The sequence below is a fragment of the Nonomuraea sp. LP-02 genome, assembly GCF_036289125.1.
GTDB classification, from domain to species: domain Bacteria; phylum Actinomycetota; class Actinomycetes; order Streptosporangiales; family Streptosporangiaceae; genus Nonomuraea; species Nonomuraea bangladeshensis.
On the sequence record NZ_JAXCLK010000001.1, the window covers coordinates 4,838,398 to 4,855,632 of the forward strand.

At 70.3% G+C, this 17,235-nt stretch carries 16 protein-coding genes and 1 pseudogene; 10 read left to right on the plus strand and 7 right to left on the minus strand.

Annotated features, from left to right (window positions below):
- Positions 1-58: 58 nt before the first annotated feature.
- The gene (locus SMD20_RS22430) at positions 59-1,114 is read left to right on the plus strand and encodes a glucose 1-dehydrogenase (protein ID WP_329584198.1); all 1,056 of its coding nucleotides are present in this window, start codon (positions 59-61) and stop codon (positions 1,112-1,114) included.
- A gap of 16 nt (positions 1,115-1,130) precedes the next feature.
- Here SMD20_RS22430 and SMD20_RS22435 read toward each other — a convergent pair whose 3' ends face one another.
- On the minus strand, positions 1,131-2,135 hold the full coding sequence (locus SMD20_RS22435) for a CHAP domain-containing protein (protein WP_329592639.1): 1,005 nt from the start codon (positions 2,133-2,135) through the stop codon (positions 1,131-1,133).
- 146 nt (positions 2,136-2,281) lie between these two features.
- Entirely contained in the window at positions 2,282-3,052 is a 771-nt protein-coding gene (locus SMD20_RS22440; protein WP_329584200.1) for a PP2C family protein-serine/threonine phosphatase, read from the minus strand.
- Positions 3,053-3,128: 76 nt separating this feature from the next.
- Between SMD20_RS22440 and SMD20_RS22445 the strand changes: the two genes are divergently transcribed.
- Together SMD20_RS22445 and SMD20_RS22450 are read left to right on the plus strand one after the other, a co-directional pair.
- Positions 3,129-4,949 carry an N-6 DNA methylase gene (locus tag SMD20_RS22445; RefSeq protein WP_329584202.1) on the plus strand — a complete coding sequence of 607 codons (1,821 nt, stop codon included), beginning with the start codon at positions 3,129-3,131 and terminating at the stop codon, positions 4,947-4,949.
- A gap of 185 nt (positions 4,950-5,134) precedes the next feature.
- The gene (locus SMD20_RS22450) at positions 5,135-6,025 is read left to right on the plus strand and encodes a serine/threonine-protein kinase (protein ID WP_329584204.1); all 891 of its coding nucleotides are present in this window, start codon (positions 5,135-5,137) and stop codon (positions 6,023-6,025) included.
- A gap of 12 nt (positions 6,026-6,037) precedes the next feature.
- On the opposite strand, the gene SMD20_RS22455 is transcribed toward SMD20_RS22450, so the two are convergent.
- Positions 6,038-6,256, minus strand: coding sequence for a hypothetical protein (locus tag SMD20_RS22455; protein WP_329584206.1), 219 nt, complete (start codon positions 6,254-6,256; stop codon positions 6,038-6,040).
- A 248-nt stretch (positions 6,257-6,504) separates the two neighbouring features.
- Between SMD20_RS22455 and SMD20_RS22460 the strand changes: the two genes are divergently transcribed.
- Positions 6,505-7,794 carry an ABC transporter substrate-binding protein gene (locus SMD20_RS22460; protein WP_329584207.1) on the plus strand — a complete coding sequence of 430 codons (1,290 nt, stop codon included), beginning with the start codon at positions 6,505-6,507 and terminating at the stop codon, positions 7,792-7,794.
- A gap of 35 nt (positions 7,795-7,829) precedes the next feature.
- On the opposite strand, the pseudogene SMD20_RS22465 reads toward SMD20_RS22460, so the two are convergent.
- Positions 7,830-9,029: pseudogene (locus SMD20_RS22465) on the minus strand (RNA-guided endonuclease InsQ/TnpB family protein); the annotation flags it as partial.
- A gap of 149 nt (positions 9,030-9,178) precedes the next feature.
- Here SMD20_RS22465 and SMD20_RS22470 point away from each other — a divergent pair.
- The 6 genes from SMD20_RS22470 to SMD20_RS22495 are packed head-to-tail and all read left to right on the plus strand — an operon-like array spanning position 9,179 to position 13,910.
- Positions 9,179-10,144: a carbohydrate ABC transporter permease gene (locus SMD20_RS22470; RefSeq protein WP_329584209.1), complete on the plus strand. Its 966-nt coding sequence runs from the start codon at positions 9,179-9,181 to the stop codon at positions 10,142-10,144.
- Entirely contained in the window at positions 10,141-10,944 is an 804-nt protein-coding gene (locus tag SMD20_RS22475) for a carbohydrate ABC transporter permease (RefSeq protein ID WP_091090673.1), read from the plus strand. Before SMD20_RS22470 ends, SMD20_RS22475 begins: the two co-directional genes overlap by 4 nt.
- On the plus strand, positions 10,941-12,302 hold the full coding sequence (locus SMD20_RS22480) for a GH1 family beta-glucosidase (RefSeq protein ID WP_329584213.1): 1,362 nt from the start codon (positions 10,941-10,943) through the stop codon (positions 12,300-12,302). Before SMD20_RS22475 ends, SMD20_RS22480 begins: the two co-directional genes overlap by 4 nt.
- A 32-nt stretch (positions 12,303-12,334) precedes the next feature.
- Positions 12,335-13,330: a LacI family DNA-binding transcriptional regulator gene (locus tag SMD20_RS22485; protein ID WP_329584215.1), complete on the plus strand. Its 996-nt coding sequence runs from the start codon at positions 12,335-12,337 to the stop codon at positions 13,328-13,330.
- Positions 13,327-13,668, plus strand: a complete 342-nt coding sequence (locus SMD20_RS22490; protein ID WP_329584216.1) for a hypothetical protein — start codon at positions 13,327-13,329, stop codon at positions 13,666-13,668. Before SMD20_RS22485 ends, SMD20_RS22490 begins: the two co-directional genes overlap by 4 nt.
- On the plus strand, positions 13,590-13,910 hold the full coding sequence (locus tag SMD20_RS22495; protein WP_329584218.1) for a phosphotransferase family protein: 321 nt from the start codon (positions 13,590-13,592) through the stop codon (positions 13,908-13,910). The genes SMD20_RS22490 and SMD20_RS22495 overlap by 79 nt, the downstream gene beginning before the upstream one ends.
- Before the next feature lie 10 nt (positions 13,911-13,920).
- Here the strand turns inward: SMD20_RS22495 and SMD20_RS22500 are convergent, their stop codons facing one another.
- The 3 genes from SMD20_RS22500 to SMD20_RS22510 all read right to left on the minus strand — a co-directional run bounded on the left by SMD20_RS22500 (position 13,921) and on the right by SMD20_RS22510 (position 17,232).
- Positions 13,921-15,429, minus strand: a complete 1,509-nt coding sequence (locus SMD20_RS22500; RefSeq protein ID WP_329584219.1) for a glycoside hydrolase family 13 protein — start codon at positions 15,427-15,429, stop codon at positions 13,921-13,923.
- Between the two features lie 4 nt (positions 15,430-15,433).
- A complete protein-coding gene (locus tag SMD20_RS22505; RefSeq protein WP_329584220.1) occupies positions 15,434-16,300 on the minus strand; it encodes a carbohydrate ABC transporter permease in 867 nt (288 codons plus the stop codon).
- Between the two features lie 65 nt (positions 16,301-16,365).
- Entirely contained in the window at positions 16,366-17,232 is an 867-nt protein-coding gene (locus tag SMD20_RS22510) for a carbohydrate ABC transporter permease (RefSeq protein ID WP_329584221.1), read from the minus strand.
- Positions 17,233-17,235: the final 3 nt, after the last annotated feature.

Below are 17,235 nucleotides of genomic sequence, written 5' to 3' on the forward strand. Positions count from 1 at the left end.
CGTCCTACTATTTCCCAGGGACGTGCGGGGTAGAGGACCCGGCGAGGAGGTGGAGCCGATGCGCGCACTCACGTTCGCGCCGGGGAAACGGGGCACGCTGGAGGTCACCCAGTTGCCCGAACCCGCGCCAGGTCCGGGCGAGTTGCTCGTCGAAGGGCTAGCGCTCGGCATCTGCGGAACCGACAGGGAACTGGCGGCGGCCGAGTACGGCTGGCCCCCGACCGGCCGGCAGCGCATGGTCATCGGGCACGAGTCGTTCGGGCGGGTCCTGGAGGCACCTGACGACTCCTCGTTCTCGGCGGGCGACCTGGTCGTCGGCGTCGTACGCCGCCCCGACCCCGTGCCCTGCGGCGCCTGCGCGCGCGGCGAGTTCGACATGTGCCGCAACGGCCAGTACACCGAGCGCGGCATCAAGGAGCGCGACGGCTACGCGAGCGAGCGCTGGACCGTCGAGGCCGAGTACGCCGTGCGCCTCGACCCGTCGCTGGAGCACGTCGGCGTGCTGACCGAGCCCGCGTCCGTCGTGGCCAAGGCGTGGGACCAGATCTGGCGGATCGGCTCGCGGGCCTACTTCGAACCCGCCAAGCTGCTCGTGACGGGCGCGGGGCCGATCGGGCTGCTGGCCGCCATGATGGGGCGGCAGCGCGGCCTGGAGCTGCACGTCGTGGACCGTTCGCCCAAGGGGCTCAAGTCCGAGCTGGTGGAGGCGCTCGGCGGGACGTACCACTCCGACTCCTCGCTCGCGCCGCTGGCCCGGCTCCAGCCCGACATCATCATCGAGTGCACCGGGGCCGGGCAGCTCGTCATCGACGCGATGACGGCCACGGCGGCCAGCGGGATCGTCTGCCTGTGCGGGCTCGCGGCGGGCGGGCGTACGCACCGGGTGGACGCAGGGGTGATCAACCGGGACATCGTGCTGGAGAACGACGTGGTCTTCGGCACCGTCAACGCCAACCAGCACCACTTCGCGGCCGCAGCCGAGGCGCTGGCCAAGGCGGACCTGGGGTGGCTGGAGCGGCTGATCACGCGGCGGGTGCCGCTGGAACGGGCGACGCAGGCGTTCGAGCCGGCCCAGGGGGACGTGAAGGTGGTGGTCGAGCTCAACGCCTCCTGACGGGGCGGAGCGGGCTTCAGCGAGGATCGTACGGTTTGCGGCGGGACGGGGTGGAGCGACGGGCGGCGGCCGGGCCGGAGTCCTTCTGGGCCTTCTCACGCGGCCCCGGTCCCCCGCCGACGCGGACCGGCTCACGGGCCGGCTCACGGGCCGGCTCACGGACCGGCTCGCGCTCTCCGGCGCGGGGCTGCTCGGCCTCCTCCGGGCGTCTTCTCGGACGGGACGGCTCGCGCTGCTGCCTGGGGACGGGCGGGGCGCCGACGCGGGTGAGCTTGCCGCGGAAGGTCTCGGGGATCGGCGCGGGACGCCGGGCCTCGGCTTCCTCGGGCCCGTCCGGCTCGTTCCACGGCCACGCGACCGGCCACGGCCAGGTGAAGCGGCGGTGGATGCCGCGCCGGCGGGTGAAACGTAAGGACAGCAGGACGGTGGCCAGCACCATCGCGGCCAGCAGCGCGGGCGGCGTGCCCAGGAAGTCCAGCGGCGAGCTCGCGCCGGTGGCGGACTGCGGGGGCCGGACGAACGGCTGCTCGGTGCCGGGGATCTCGCCGAGCCGGTCGGCGTTGGCCTTGACCAGGCGCGGGACGCCGTAACCCACGACCTTGTCGGTCTCGCGGACCTTGCGCTTGAGCCAGACGCCGTCCACGTTCGCCTCGATCGTGTGGATCTTCTTGCCCTTGACCCGCTCGACGACCCCGACGTGGTCGATGCCCTTGTAGGACTTGCCGCCGCGCCAGTCGTAGAAGACCAGGGCTCCCGGCTCGGGCCGCTGACTCCAGGCGCCCTGCTTCATGAACCAGGCGGCATGAGAGGGGGTCCAGGCGAACTCACCGACGTAGGGAGTGAGGCCTGATTTGTCTGCCGCCCAGGCGAGGAACATGTCGCACCAGGGCGCGTTGCGGAACTGGTTGTCCTGGACGCGATCCGCGTACCACTGGCCGAACTTGGTGAACTGGCCGCTCTTCTCCTTGTAGCCGAGTTCCTGCCGTACCGTCTCCAGCAGCCTCTGGGCGATCGGGTCCAGGGTGACTCCTCCGGGGGAAAACCGACAAAACCACGATGGACTGTAATAGCGTCATCGGGAAATTGCGCGGGCCACCCGGAAAGTGTCTTGCTATGAGATGAAATATCGGCTAAGTGACTGGTGTGACCGGTGAGCCAGGAGGGGCCTCACGCGCCCGCGCCGACGCGGTAGACCGCGACGTCGCCCGCCCCCGGCGCGACCACGTCCGCCACGATCACGGTCACGTTGTCCGGCGAGCCGCCCTCGTTGGCCAGGTCGATGAGCCGCTGCACGGCCACGACGGGATCGGCGACGGTGGTCAGCACCTCGTGCAGCATCTCCGGGCCGAGCACGGCGGTCAGCCCGTCGGAGCACAGGAGGTAGCGGTCGTCCGGCTCGGCCTCGCGCAGCGCCATGTCGGGCTCGGCCCGCCCCTCGCTGCCCAGCACCCGCAGCACCATGGAACGGCGGGGGTGCACCGCGGCCTGGTCCTCCGTTATCCGTCCTTCGTCCACCATCGACTGCACAAGTGTGTGATCCTTGGTCATCTGGTAAAGAGCACCATCGCGCAGCAGATAACCGCGGGAGTCACCGAGATGAGCCAAGGCGAAGCGGTAGCCGTCGAACAGCATGGCGGTCACCGTGGTGCCCATCCCCCGGCGCGCCGGGTCGATGTCGGCCAGCTCGACCAGCCGGCGGCCCGCCTCGGCCACCGCGCTCTCCAGCGCGGCCTCCAGGTCGGCGCCCGTCTCGGGAAGCGTGGCATCCAGCTCGCGCATGACCGCGATGGCGGCCGAGCTCGCCAGCTCGCCCGCCGCGTGACCGCCCATCCCGTCGGCCACCACGAGCAACCGGCCGCTCGCGTAGCCGGAGTCCTCGTTCTGCTCCCTGCGACGGCCCACGTCTGATCCGGCGGCATAGCGGATGTTGTGCTTCATACACCGCAGTAAATCATTGGTTGAAAGACTTCACAAGCAGATGCGCTGAAGACTCTTGTGACGTACTGTGGGCGTCATGAGCCACGACCCGACCGTCAACGCCGGGGACATCGCCCGGCTCGCCGGTGTCGGGCGTGCCGCGGTCAGCAACTGGCGCCGCCGCCACGACGATTTTCCCCAACCGGTGGGCGGCACCGCCAATCAGCCGCTGTTCTCGCTGCCCCAGATCGAGTCCTGGCTGCGCCGCTATGGGAAGTCCTACCAGGTCTCCCTGGGAGATCGGGTATGGCAACGCCTGAAAGCCGCGGGCGATTTGCGGCTGGGCGAGCTGGTGGCCCAGGCGGGCGTCCTGCTCACCGACCGCCACACTCCGACGAGCGAGGGGCTGGGCGGGCGGCTCGACGGTGAGCTCGCCGGGCTCGTCACCGAGCTGGCCGAGCGGCACGAGCCGCTGACCGCGTACGAGTTCCTGTGCGAGCGCTACCTGGAGGCCCACTCGAGGCAGCTCTCCGTCACCCGCGACGACGTGGCCGAGCTCATGGTCCGGCTGGTCCGCGCCGAGGGCGGCACGCTGCTCGACCCGGCCTGCGGCGTCGGAACGCTCCTGCTGGCCCTCGACCGCACCCCGCGACCCGGCGGCGAGGCCCCCCGCCGCCCGGCCAAGGTGCTCGGGCAGGAGCTGAGCGAGACCTCCGCGGCCATCACCGCGGCCCGGCTCCGGCTGCGCGGCCTCGACGCCGAGATCGAGGCCGGTGACGCCATGCGCGCCGACGCCTTCCCCGGCGTGCGGGCCGACGCCGTCGTGTGCGATCCGCCGTTCAACGAGCGGGCATGGGGCTACGAGGAGCTGACCGGCGACCCGCGCTGGGAGTACGGCCTGCCGCCGCGCGGCGAGCCCGAGCTCGCCTGGGTCCAGCACTGCCTCACGCACGTCAAGCCCGGCGGCCCGGTCGCCATCCTCATGCCCCCGGCCGCCGCCAGCCGCAAGGCGGGCCGCCGCATCCGGGCCAACCTGCTGCGCGCGGGCGCCCTGCGGGCCGTCGTCGCGCTGCCCGGCGCCGACCTGTGGCTGCTGCGCCGGCCCAAGCCGGGCGAGCGGCCCCCGTCCGAGGTGCTGATCCTCGACGCCGCCGGCGACCTGGAGCTCGTCGAGCCGGCCTGGCGGGCTTACCTGGAGGAACGTTCCGACCAGACCGTACGCATCATCGACCTGCTTGCCGACGAGGTCGACATGACCCCGGCCCGCCACCAGCGCCGCGACGACGTGGGCAAGGCGTTCGCCGAGGTCCGCGACCGGTTCCTGGCCGCGAGCGCGGCGCCGCCCGACCTGAAGGTGCTGGAGCAGCCGCTCGACCAGCCCGCCATCACGCTCGGCGACCTGATCAAGGAGGGCCTGGTGACCATGATCCAGGCGCCGGCGAAGATGGTCGCCGACGGCGGCGACGTGCCCGTGCTGACCGCCGACGACGTGCTCAGCGGCAGCCCGCCCTCCGGCTCGGCGGCCGCCCAGCAGGGCCTGGTCACGCTGCGGGCCGGCGACGTCGTGGCGTCCTACTCCAGCGTGCGCGTGATCGCCGAAGGCGGCGCGGCGCTGGGCCCGCACCTGACCCTCTACCGGGTGGACGGCCGGCGGCTCGACCCCGACTTCCTGGCCGGCTACCTGCGGGCCGCGGGCGGGCGGGCGACCACCGGCTCCAGCAGGTTCGACGTGCGCCGCACCCGGCTGCCCCGGCTGCCACTGAAGGAGCAGAAGGCGTACGGCGAGGCCTTCCGCCAGCTCGCCGTGCTGGAGGACGCCATCCGCGAGACCTCCACCCTCGGCCACACCCTCATCAGACTGGGCCTCGACGGCCTGGCCGACGGCCACCTGCACCCTGCCGATGGCCTCACTCCGTGAGGCGGGCTCGGTCGCCCTACGCCGCCGCCTTCCCCCGCTCTGGTCGCTACGCTCCCGCCGCTCCTCCAGACGACGGCACTCCCTCGCGGGCTCATGGCCTCACTCCGTGAGGCGGGGCGCCATAGCCACACTCCCTCGCCGTCCTGACGGTGTAGTTTTTCTCGCAAAGGTGGGAGGGAGGGGCTATGGTCATCGGCGACCGGTATGTGCTCGACGACCTCCCTCTCGGTACGGGCGGCATGGGGGCGGTCTACGCGGGGCACGACCGTCACCTCGACCGCCGGGTCGCGGTCAAGCTGCTGCGCCTGCCGAGCGGCCCCGATCACGAGCTGGAGCGGCGCTTCATCCGTGAGGCCCGCATCCTGGCCAGGCTGGAGCACCCCGGCGCGCCCGTCCTCTACGACTTCGGCACCCACGAGCAGCGGCTCTTCCAGGTGATGCAGTTCATCGAGGGCGTCACCGTGGCCGACGTGGTGAGCGAGCACGGCCCGCTGCCGGTGCCGTGGGCGGCGGCCATCGCGGCGCAGGCGTGCGCGGTGCTGTCGGCGGCCCACGCCCTCGCGATCTGCCATCGCGACCTCAAGCCGACCAATCTCATGCTCTGCCCGGACGGCAGCGTGAAGGTGCTCGACTTCGGCCTCGCGCTGCTGCGGGACGCCGACGTCACCACGTTCACCAGGATCGGGCAGATCCTGGGCACGCCCGCGTACATGGCGCCCGAGCAGATCCAGCACGGGGTGGCCGAGCCGCGCAGCGACCTCTACTCGCTGGGGTGCGTGCTGCACGAGATGCTGACCGGCCGCCAGCTCTTCACCGGGCCGACCGACTACGTGGTCTTCGAGAAGCAGGTCAAGGAGCGGCCGCCGGACGTGCCCGGTCTCCCACCCGGCCTCGCGGCGCTGCTGGCGCAGCTGCTGGAGAAGCAGCCGGAGGACCGGCCCGCGGACGCGAACGAGCTGTACGAGCGGCTCGACCCGTTCGCGGTGGGTCTGCCCCAGTTGCCGGGTTTCCTGGCGCCCGCGCCGAGCCCCGGCGGCATGTACGCCCGCATGGCGGGCCGCGTCCTCGGCGGCTGACCCCGGCTTCCCTCAGCCGTAGATCGCGATCAGTCCCTCGGCCGGCTCGTCGCGCCGGCAGTAGCGGTCGTGGCCGCCCTTGAGCTCGGCGTACGTGCCCGCCGCGCCGAGCCGTTCGCGCAGCCACGCCGCCGGCCCACGTAGCGCCCACTCTGGCAGCTTGTGGTCGCCGGTGCGGTCCATGAGGGCGGCGTCGGTGTCGTGGGTCGGCTTGTTGGCGAGGACCCGCACCTCACCGGCCCTCCCTCCGCCAGAGGAAGGTGACCGCGCGGTGCTCGGCGTCGCCCGGGAGCGGGGATCTCGTTCGTGCATCCGGGGCAGCCTAACCCAGACCGCGAAGGGACTGAAACATTTCGGGGAACGCTCTCTCGGATAACGGCGATCGTTATCTAACCCCGGTTGACACAGGCATGTGAGCCGCACGACTCTCTGAGAGAGCGCTCTCTCACCTGTCCCCACGCACAACCCAGGAGGGTTCCATGACCCCTCGGATCCGTCTTGCCGTCCCCCTGCTCGCCGCGGCCCTGCTCAGCGCCGCGTGCGGCGGCGGAGGCGGAGGGAACGCCGCCGCACCGGCGAGCGCGCAGCCGGGCGAGAAGATCAAGCTCACCGTCGGCCTCTTCGGCGACTTCGGCTTCAAGCCCCTCTACGAGGAGTACAAGAAGACCCACCCGAACATCGAGATCGTCGAGAACGTCACGCAGTTCAACGACCACCACAACAACCTGGTCAAGCGGCTGGCCACCAACGCCGGCGCGGGGGACGTCGAAGCGGTCGAGGTCGGCTACATCAGCACCTTCACGGCCCAGCCGAACAAGTTCGTCGACCTGAAGCAGTTCGGCCTCGACAAGCGCCAGTCCGACTACCTCGACTGGAAGTGGCAGCAGGGCCTCAGCAAGGACGGCGGGCAGGTCCTCGGCCTCGGCACCGACGTCGGCGGCCTGGCCATGTGCTACCGCAAGGACCTGTTCAAGAAGGCCGGCCTGCCCACCGACCGCACCGAGGTCGCGGCCCTGTGGCCGACGTGGGAGCAGTACATCGAGACCGGCAAGAAGTTCGCCGCGGCCGACGTGGCGGGCGCGAAGTTCACCGACTCCCCCGGCGAGATCTTCCGCGCGATGGTCAACCAGGCCCCGACCGGCCTGTACGACGCCCAGGACAACATCATCGTCGAGTCCAACCCCGACGTGAAGAAGGCCTGGGACCTGTCCAACCAGCTCACCCAGGAGGGCCTGACCGCCAAGCTCGCGGCCTTCTCCCCGCCGTGGAACACGGGCTTCGCGAAGGGCTCGTTCGCCACGATCATCTGCCCGGCCTGGATGACCGGCTTCATCCAGGAGCAGGCCAAGGACGCGACCGGCAAGTGGGACATCGCCACCGTTCCCGGCGGCTCGGGCAACAGCGGCGGCTCGCACCTGATGGTGCCCAAGCAGAGCAAGCACCCCAAGGAGGCCGCCGAGCTGATCGACTTCCTGACCTCCAAGGACAACCAGGCCAAGGTGTTCAAGGAGGAGGGCACCTTCCCGTCGATCCCGGCGCTCTACGACGACCCGTCGATCCAGAACTTCACCAAGCCGTTCTTCGGTGACGCCCCCATCGGCAAGATCTACTCCGACGCCGCGAAGGCGCTCAAGCCGCAGCACCTCGGCCCGAAGGAGGCCGACGTCCGGGTGGCGATCGGCAACGGCCTCGGCCGCGTCGAGCAGGGCAAGCAGACGCCGGACGAGGCGTGGGCCCAGGTCCTCGAGGACGTCAAGAAAATCAATTGACATCCTCCCCCTCGTGAATCGAGGGGGAGTCCGACCGTCGCCGGTCGGTCTTCCTGCTTCACCGCCGGTCGCCCGCCCGAGAGGAGGACTCTCGCTTGAGGTCTTACACCAGCTCCACAGGCGTTTCAGCTCTCCGCCGGCCCGGCGGCGAGCAGCATGTTCCGGGCCGCGTTCACCTCCCGGTCATGGACCGCACCGCACCCACAGGTCCACTCGCGGACGCTCAACGGCAGTTCTTCCCGCAGAGCCCCGCAGACCGAGCACAACTTGGAGGAGGGAAAGAAGCGGTTCACGACCGTCAGCGTGCGGCGGTACCAGTCCGTCTTGTACTCCAGCATGGACCGCAGTTCCCGCCAGCCGGCATCGGAGATGGCGCGGGCCAGGGCGTGGTTCTTGAGCAGGTTGCGGACGGACAGGTCCTCCACGGCGATCGTTTGATTTTCGCGTACCAGCCGTGTGGTGACCTTGTGCAAGTAGTCCCGGCGCCGGTCGGCGATCCGGGCATGTATCTTCGCCACGCGCAGCCGGGCCTTGGCCCGGTTGTTCGACCCCTTCTGCTTGCGGGCCAGCGCCCGCTGCGCTTTGGCCAGCCTGCGCCGCTCACGACGCTCATGATGCGGGTTGGCGATCTGCTCGCCACACGACAGCGTGAGCAGCGCGGTCAGGCCCGCGTCCACGCCCGTCGACCGCTCGACCGGCGGCAAAGGCGCGATCTTCTCCTCCACCAGCAGGGACACGAACCACCGCCCCGCCGCGTCCCTGCTCACGGTGACCGTGGACGGCTCGGCCCCCTCGGGCAGCGGACGCGACCACACGATGTCCAGCGGCGCGCCCATCTTGGCCAAGGTGAGCCGCCCGTCACGCCAGCGGAACGCCGAACGGGTGTATTCGGCCGACGCCCGCGACCTCTTCCTGCTCTTGAACGTGGGGTACTTGGCCCGCTTGGCGAAGAAGTTCGCGAACGCCGCCTGCAGATGCCGCAGCGCCTGCTGCAACGGCACCGACGACACCTCACACAAGAACGCCAGCTCGGGCGTCTTCTTCCACGCGGTCAGCGTCGCGGACGACTCGGCGTAGGAGACGCCGCGGCCTTCCAGCTTGTAGGCGCGAGTCCGCTCCTCCAGAGCCTTGTTGTAGACCAGGCGCACACAGCCGAACGTCCGGGCAAGCTCTTCGGCTTGCCCAGGGGTCGGGTAGAAGCGGTACTTGTAGGCCCGCTTCACAAGCTGCGCCACCTTTCGATTCTATGTGCGAGATCACTCGCACACCGGCTGATTCCGAAAGACGACGGTCCGCCTCGCGACGGACCGTCTGCTCCTGCTCTGCTTCGCAGGAGTCCGATTCCTTCCCCGCCTGAAGGCGGGGGTTTCCTCGGAGATATCTGATGAGCACCTACCCCCTCGCGGCGACGCGGCGGCGTAGGCGCAGCGTGCGGCACACCCTCGACATGAGGGTGTCGCCGTACGCCTACGTCGCGCCCTTCTTCCTGCTGTTCTGCGCGTTCGGCCTGTTCCCGCTGATCTACACGGCCTGGGTCAGCCTGCACGAGTGGACGCTGCTGTCGGACACCCAGGAGTTCGTCGGCCTCGGCAACTACTCGACGCTGCTGGCCGACGGCTACTTCTGGAACGCCACCTTCAACACGCTGTCCATCGGCGTGCTGTCCACCGCCCCCCAGCTCCTGCTCGCCATCTGGCTGGCGCATCTGCTGAACCGGCGGCTGCGCCTGCAGACGCTGTTCCGGATCTCGCTGCTGCTGCCGAACGTCACCAGCGTGGTGGCGGTCGTGGTGATCTTCAGCCAGCTCTTCGGCCGCGACTTCGGCCTGATCAACTGGATGCTGTCGTGGTTCGGGGTCGGCAACATCGACTGGGCGGCCGGCACCGCGACCTCGCACGTCGCCCTGTCCGTCATGATCATGTGGCGGTGGACCGGCTACAACGCGCTGATCTTCCTGGCCGCCATGCAGGCCGTGCCGCGCGAGCTGTACGAGGCCGCCACCCTGGACGGGGCGAGCAGCTTCCGGCAGCTCCGCAGCGTCACGCTGCCGATGATCCGCCCGACGATCATCTTCGTCGTCATCGTCTCCACGATCGGCGCCATGCAGATCATCGCCGAGCCCATGCTCTTCGCGCAGAGCACCGGCAGCGGGGGCGGCACCTTCGCCACCGGCGGCCCCGACCGCCAGTTCCAGACCCTGGCGCTGTACGTCTACGAGCAGGCCTTCGCCAACTCGACCTTCGACTTCGGCTACGCCTCGGCCGCGTCCTGGCTGATGTTCCTGGCCGTGGTGATCGTCTCCGGCGTCAACTTCCTCATCACCCGCAGGGCTAAGGGAGGGATCGTATGAGGCTGCGCTACCTGACCCTGACGGCCGTGGCGTTCTTCTCGGCGTTCCCGCTGTACTACAGCGTCGTCGTGGCCTCGCGGCACAACTCGGCGCTCGCGCAGGTGCCGCCGCCGCTGATCCCCGGCGGGAACTTCTTCGCCAACGTCTCCCGGGTCTTCGACACCGTGCCGTTCGGGCTGGCGCTGGTCAACTCCCTGATCGTGGCGGGGTCGATCTCGATCGCGGTGATGTTCTTCTCCACGCTCGCCGGGTTCGCCTTCGCCAAGCTGAAGTTCCGCGGCAGGAACGCGATGCTGGTCATCACGGTGGCCACCATGATGGTCCCGGCGCAGCTCGGCATCATCCCGCTCTACATGCTCATGGTGAAGCTGGAGTGGACCGGCACCAACTACGCGCTGATCGTGCCCGCGCTGGTCAACGCCTTCGGCGTGTTCTTCATGACCCAGTACCTGTCGCGGGCGCTGCCCACCGAACTGCTGGAGGCCGGGCGGGTGGACGGCTGCACCACGTGGGGGCTGTTCTGGCACGTCGTGCTGCCCGCGGCCCGGCCGGCGGCGGCCGTGCTCGGCATGCTGACCTTCATGTCGGCCTGGAACGACTACTTCTGGCCGCTGGTCGTGCTCAATCCGGACAATCCGACGGTCCAGGTGGCGCTGTCCTCCCTGGCCAGCGGCTACGTCAACGACTACGTGCTCGGCCTGGCCGGTACGGCGGTCGGCACGCTGCCGCTGGTGGCCGTCTTCGTGCTGTTCGGCAAGCAAATCATCGGCGGAATCATGCAAGGAGCTGTTAAGGGATGATTTTTCCCGAGGACTTCGTCTGGGGCGCCGCCACGGCCTCGTACCAGATCGAGGGGGCGGTCAAGGAGGACGGGCGGGGACAGTCCATCTGGGACACCTTCTCCCACACCCCCGGGAACGTGGCGGGCGACGACACCGGCGACGTGGCCTGCGACCACTACCACCGCTACCGGGACGACGTCGCCCTGATGCGGGAGCTGCGCCTCGCGGCGTACCGGTTCTCGATCGCCTGGCCGCGCGTCCAGCCGGACGGCTCGGGCCCGGTCAACCCGCGCGGCATCGCCTTCTACGACCGGCTCGTGGACGAGCTGCTGGCCGCGGGCATCACGCCGTACGTCACCCTCTACCACTGGGACCTCCCGCAGACCCTGGAGGAGCGCGGCGGCTGGACCGACCGCGACACCGCGCACCGCTTCGCCGACTACGCCGAGGCCGTGCACGCCCGGCTCGGCGACCGCGTCACCGACTGGGCGACGCTGAACGAGCCCTGGGTGGCGGCCTACCTCGGCTACGGCAACGGCGTGCACGCGCCGGGCCGCCGCGACGCCGCGAGCGCCCTGCGCTCGGCCCACCACCTGCTGCTCGGCCACGGCCTGGCGGCCCGGCGGCTGCGTCCCGGCAGCGTGATGCTGGTGGTCAACTCCTCGCCCGTGCTCACCCCGGCGCAGGTGAACGACCCGGCGGCGGTGCCCGGCGAGGCCGACGCGGCGGCCGTCGACCGCATCCACGCGCTGCTCACCCGGCAGTTCCTCGACCCGGCCGTGTACGGGACGTACCCGGAGGAGGTGCTGGCGGCGGCCGGGCGCAACGGCGGCACGGACCACATCCGCGACGGCGACCTCGACATCATCAAGGCGCCGATCGACCTGATCGGCGTCAACTACTACAACCCGTGCGTCGTCGAGGCCGGCCCCGGCCTGCCCGCCGACGCCGCCTGGCCGGGGTCGGAGGACGTGCGGTTCGCCGCCGCCGACGCCCCCACCACGGCGATGGGCTGGCCGATCGTGCCGGACGGCCTGTCGCGCCTGCTGGTCCGGCTCTCGCAGGACTATCCGCAGGTCGGCCTCATGGTCACGGAGAACGGCGCGGCCTTCGACGACGTCGTGGAGAACGGCCGGGTGCACGACGCGGACCGGGTGGCGTACCTGGACGGGCACCTGCGCGAGGTGTGGCGGGCCGTCGAGGCGGGCGCGGACCTGCGCGGCTACCTGGTGTGGTCGCTGCTGGACAACTTCGAGTGGGCCGAGGGCTACCGGCGGCGGTTCGGGATCGTGCACGTGGACTACGCGACGCAGAACCGCACCCTCAAGGACAGCGCTCTGTGGTACCGCGACGTCATCGCCAGAAACGGCCTGTAGATTTTTTACGTGCTCTCCCTTCTGGTGCAGTCATGAGACGCCCGACCCTGGAGGCGGTCGCCGCCCGGGCGGGCGTCTCGCGGGCCACCGCCTCCCGCGTCGTCAACGGGCAGACGACGGTGGCGCCCCACATCCGCGACGCCGTGCTGCAGGCCATCGACGAGCTGGGCTACGTCCCCAACTCGGCCGCGCGCAGCCTGGTCACCCAGCGCACCGACTCGATCGCGCTGGTCATCAGCGAGCCCGGCACCCGGGTCTTCTCCGAGGACCCGCTGTTCTCCACGGTGATCAGATCGGCGTCGATGGAGCTCGAGTCGGCCAACAAACAGGTCGTGCTCATGCTGGCGTCCAACGCCAAAAGCCACGCGCGGGTGGAGCGCTACATCTCCGGCGGGCACGTGGACGGCGTCATGCTCATCTCCATGCACGGCGCCGACCCGCTGCCGTCCGCGCTGTCGCGGCTGCGCGTGCCCGTGGTGTCGTACGGGCGGCCCGCCGTGCCGGTGGACATCCCGTTCGTCGACAACGACAACGTGGGCGGCGCGGAGGCGGGCGTACGCCATCTGGTGGAGATCGGCCGCCGCCGCATCGCGACCATCGCGGGGCCGCAGGACATGATCGCCGGGCAGGACCGCCTGGCCGGCTACCGCAACGTCCTGCGCGACTCCGACCGCCGCTCGATCGTCGCGGTGGGCGACTTCACCCGCGAGTCGGGGGCGATCGCGATGCGCCAGCTCCTCGGCGACGACCCGGGCCTGGACGCCGTCTTCGTGGCCAACGACCTGATGGCCGTGGGAGCGCTCCAGTCGCTGCGCCAGGCCGGCCGCCGGGTGCCCGACGACGTGGCCGTGGTCGGCTTCGACGACATCGAGGCGGCGAAATACACCGAGCCCCCGCTGACCACGCTGCGCCACCCGGTGCCCGACCAGGCGACGGCGATGGTCAAGCTGCTGCTCGGCCTGTTCGAGGGCGGGCCCGGCGACCCGGTCATCCTGCCCACCGAGCTGGTGATCCGCGAGTCCGCGTGACGACGCCCGCGGCCGCCGCCGCCGTCGCCGTGGCCCGTGAGCATGGCGTCCGCGTGGAGGAGCCGGTGCTGCTCCACGACTCCTTCAACCTGCGCGTCCACCTGCGGCCCGCGCCGGTCGTGGCGCGGGTGCCGACCGTCACGGCGATGGGACGCGAGCGGCCGGACGAGGTGCTGCGGCGCGAGCTGGAGGTGGTGTCCCACCTGCACCGCGCGGGCGCGGGCTGGCCGGGCGGCTGCCCCGGGACGGTGGGCAGGCCGTGCACGGTGACGCGCATCCCGGCAACCTGCTGGCCACGCCGCACGGGCTGCTCTGGAACGACTTCGAGGAGTGCATGACCGCCCCCGTCGCCTGGGACCTCGCCGTGCTGGGGCGCACGCTGCGGCTGGACGGCCGGGCGGCGCTGCGCGCGTACGGCGTGGACCCCGACGATCCCGCGCTCGCGGTCTTCCGCGCGGCGCGGGCGTTGCAGGGCACGTTGTGGCAGCTCGTACGGGCCCAGCGCCTCCCCCGCTACGAGGCGGAGGCCGAGCGTGCGCTGACCGCCTGGCTCCGCGACCCGAGCGGAGCCAGGCGGTGAGACGAGGCCGCTAGGCGAGCCAGGCCGTGGTGTCGGCGGGGAGCGCGCCGTCCTCCAGGGGGCCGCTGGCCAGCAGGAGCCGGCCTTCGGGCAGCGGCACCGGGCCGGGCCCGAGGTTGGTGACGCAGGTCAGGCCCGAGTCGCGGCGGAACGCGAGCACCTGACCGTCGAGCGGCAGCCAGGTCAGGGTGCCGTCGCCGAGCGACTCGCCCCTGATGCGCAGCCCCTCGCGGTACAGGTTGAGCATCGAGCCGAGGTCCGTGAGCTGGGCCTCGGCGGTCAGCTTGCGCCAGTTGTCCGGCTGCGGCAGCCACGGCGTGCCCGTGCCGAAGCCGAACGGCGGCTCCTCCCCCGACCACGGCAGCGGGACGCGGCAGCCGTCGCGGCCGGGGTTCGTGCCGCCCGACCTGGCGTACATCGGGTCCTGCCGCCGCTCGTCCGGCAGGTCCTCGACCTCGGGCAGGCCCAGCTCCTCGCCCTGGTAGACGTAGACCGAGCCGGGCAGCGCCATCGCCAGCAGCGCCGCCGCCCGCGCCCGCCGGTTGCCGAGCTCCAGGTCGGACGGCGTGCCGTGGAGCCGCCCGCCGTGCTCGAACGTGGTGTCGGCGCGGCCGTAGCGGGTGACCGGGCGGGTGACGTCGTGGTTGGACAGCACCCAGGTCGGCGGCGCGCCGATCGGGGTGTGCGTGGCGAGCGTCAGGTCGATGACCCGGCGCAGCTCGGCGGCTTCCCAGGGGCAGGACAGGAAGTCGAAGTTGAACGCGGTGTGCAGCTCGTCGGGGCGCAGGTAGCGGGCGAAGCGCTCCTGGTCGGGCAGCCAGACCTCGCCGATGAGGACGCGCTCGCCGTACTCGTCGGCGATCTCGCGCCAGCGCCGGTAGACGTCGTGGACGCCGTCGAGGTCCTCGTACGCGGTGTCCGACTTGAACAGCAGCGCCGCCGAGTCGATGCGGAAGCCGTCCACGCCGCGCTCGAACCAGAAGCGCAGCACGTCCTCGAACTCCTGGTGGACCTCCGGGTTCGCCCAGTTGTAGTCCGGCTGCCCGGGGTCGAACAGGTGCAGGTACCACTGCCCGTCCGGCACCTGCGTCCAGGCGGACCCGCCGAAGATGGACTGCCAGTCGTTGAGCGGCCGGTCGGCGAACCAGAACCGGTCGCGGACCGCCGGGTTCGCCAGCGCCTCCTTGAACCATTGGCTCTCGGTGGAGCTGTGGTTGGGCACGATGTCGATGATGACCTTGATGTCGAGCTCGTGCGCCTCCTCGATGAACGCCTCGGCCTCGGCGAGCGTGCCGAAGACCGGCTCGATGTCCCGGTAGTCGGCGACGTCGTAGCCGCCGTCGGCCATCGGCGACGGATACCACGGGTTGAGCCAGATGGCGTCGATCCCCAGGTCCTTGAGATACGGCAGGCGGGATCGCAGGCCGGCGAGGTCGCCCACGCCGTCGCCGTTCCCGTCGGCGAAACTACGCAGGTAGACCTGGTAGATCGCGGCCCCCCGCCACCACGTTTTCGACATGCGATTATCCCTTGATGCTTCCGGCGGTGAGGCCCGCCATGATGTGTCGTTGGAAGACGAAGAAGACGATGATCATGGGAATGCCGGCGATCACCAGACCGGCCATGACCTGGTTCTGGGTGACCGCCCCTGCGGTCTGCGACAACCCCACGCTGATCGGCATCTTCTCGCTGTCGGTCATCACCAGCAGCGGCAGGACGAAGTCCTTGAAGGCGGTGACGATCGTGAAGATGGACACCACGCCGAGGATGGGCCGGGAGACCGGCAGCACCACGGACCAGAGCGTGCGCACCGGCCCGGCGCCGTCGATCTGCGCCGCCTCGATGAGCTCGCGCGGGATCGAGTCGAAGAACCGTTTGAGCAGGAAGATGTTGAATCCGTTGGCCGCCGCGGGGAACCACAGCCCCCACGGGTTGTTCAGCAGCCCGAGGTCCACGATCGTCACGTAGAGCGGGATGAGGATCACCATCGGCGGGATCATCAGCGTGGCCAGCATCGCGCCGAGGATCACGTTGCCGAACATCGGGCGCAGCTTCGACAGCGCGTACGCCGCCGACACGTCCACCACCATGGAGAACAGCCAGGCCCCGAAGGCGTAGTACGCGGTGTTCGCCAGCAGCGTGCCGAGGTCGAACAGGTCCCACGCCTCGGAGAAGTTGTCCAGCGTCGGGTCCCGCGGCACCGGTGTGGGCGGCATCTCGGCGATCTCGTCCGGCGTCTTCATGGCGCCGGTGACCATCCAGTAGAGCGGGAAGACGAAGGCCAGGGTGAACAGCAGGACGACGGAGACCAGCACCAGCCAGTAGATCCGCCGCCCCCACCGGCTGTTGAGCTGGTGGGGCGAGACGATCGTCCTGAACTGCACCTGCATCGGTTTCGGACGCCTTCCCGCGCCACGCCTGCCCTTCCGGCCGGCCGTGCCCGCGCCGACGGCGATCATGCCTGGTCCTCCCGGGTGGTGCGCAGCTGGAAGGCGGCGAAGACGAGCAGCGCGAGCATGAGCATCATGCCGAGCGCCCCGGCCTGGCCGTAGTTCATCTGCGAGAAGGCGAACTGGTACATCAGGTAAGCCACGCTGACGGTCGCGTTCTCCGGGCCGCCGCCGGTCAGCATGTACGGCTCGATGAACACCTGCATGGTCGCCACGATCTGCAGCATGAGCATGAGCAGCAGGATCAGCCGCGTCTGCGGGATCGTGACGTGCCGGATCCGCTTGAAGATCCCGGCCCCGTCGAGTTCGGCGGCCTCGTACAGCTCGGGTGGGATGTTCTGCAGCGCGGCCAGGTAGATCAGGGTCGCGCTGCCCATGTTCATCCAGGTCGAGACGATGACCAGCGAGATCAGCGCCGTGGAGGAGCTGTCCAGCCAGGCGAGCGTCGGCAGGTGGAAGAAGTCGAGTATCTGGTTGAACAGCCCGGGCCCGGGGTCGTAGAACCACCGGAACAGCAGCACCGCGACGATCGGCGGCAGCATGACCGGCAGGTAGACCACGAACCTGAGGTAGGCCCGGGCGTGGCGCAGCTCGTTCAGCACGAGCGCGACGACGAACGGGACGGCGTAGCCGCACAGCAGCGCCAGTGCGGTGAACTCCACGGTGTTCAGCCACGCCTCGCCGAAGGCCGGGTCGGCGACGGCCGCCTTGAAGTTGTCCAGCCCCACCCACTCGGGCGGGTTGATCAGGTCGGTCCGCTGGAAGCTCAGGATGAACTCCCTGACCATCGGATACCAGGCGAACACCGTGAAGCAGAACAACGCCGCGCAGAGGAACCCGTAGGCCGTCAGATTGCGCCTCAAGATCCGCATCAG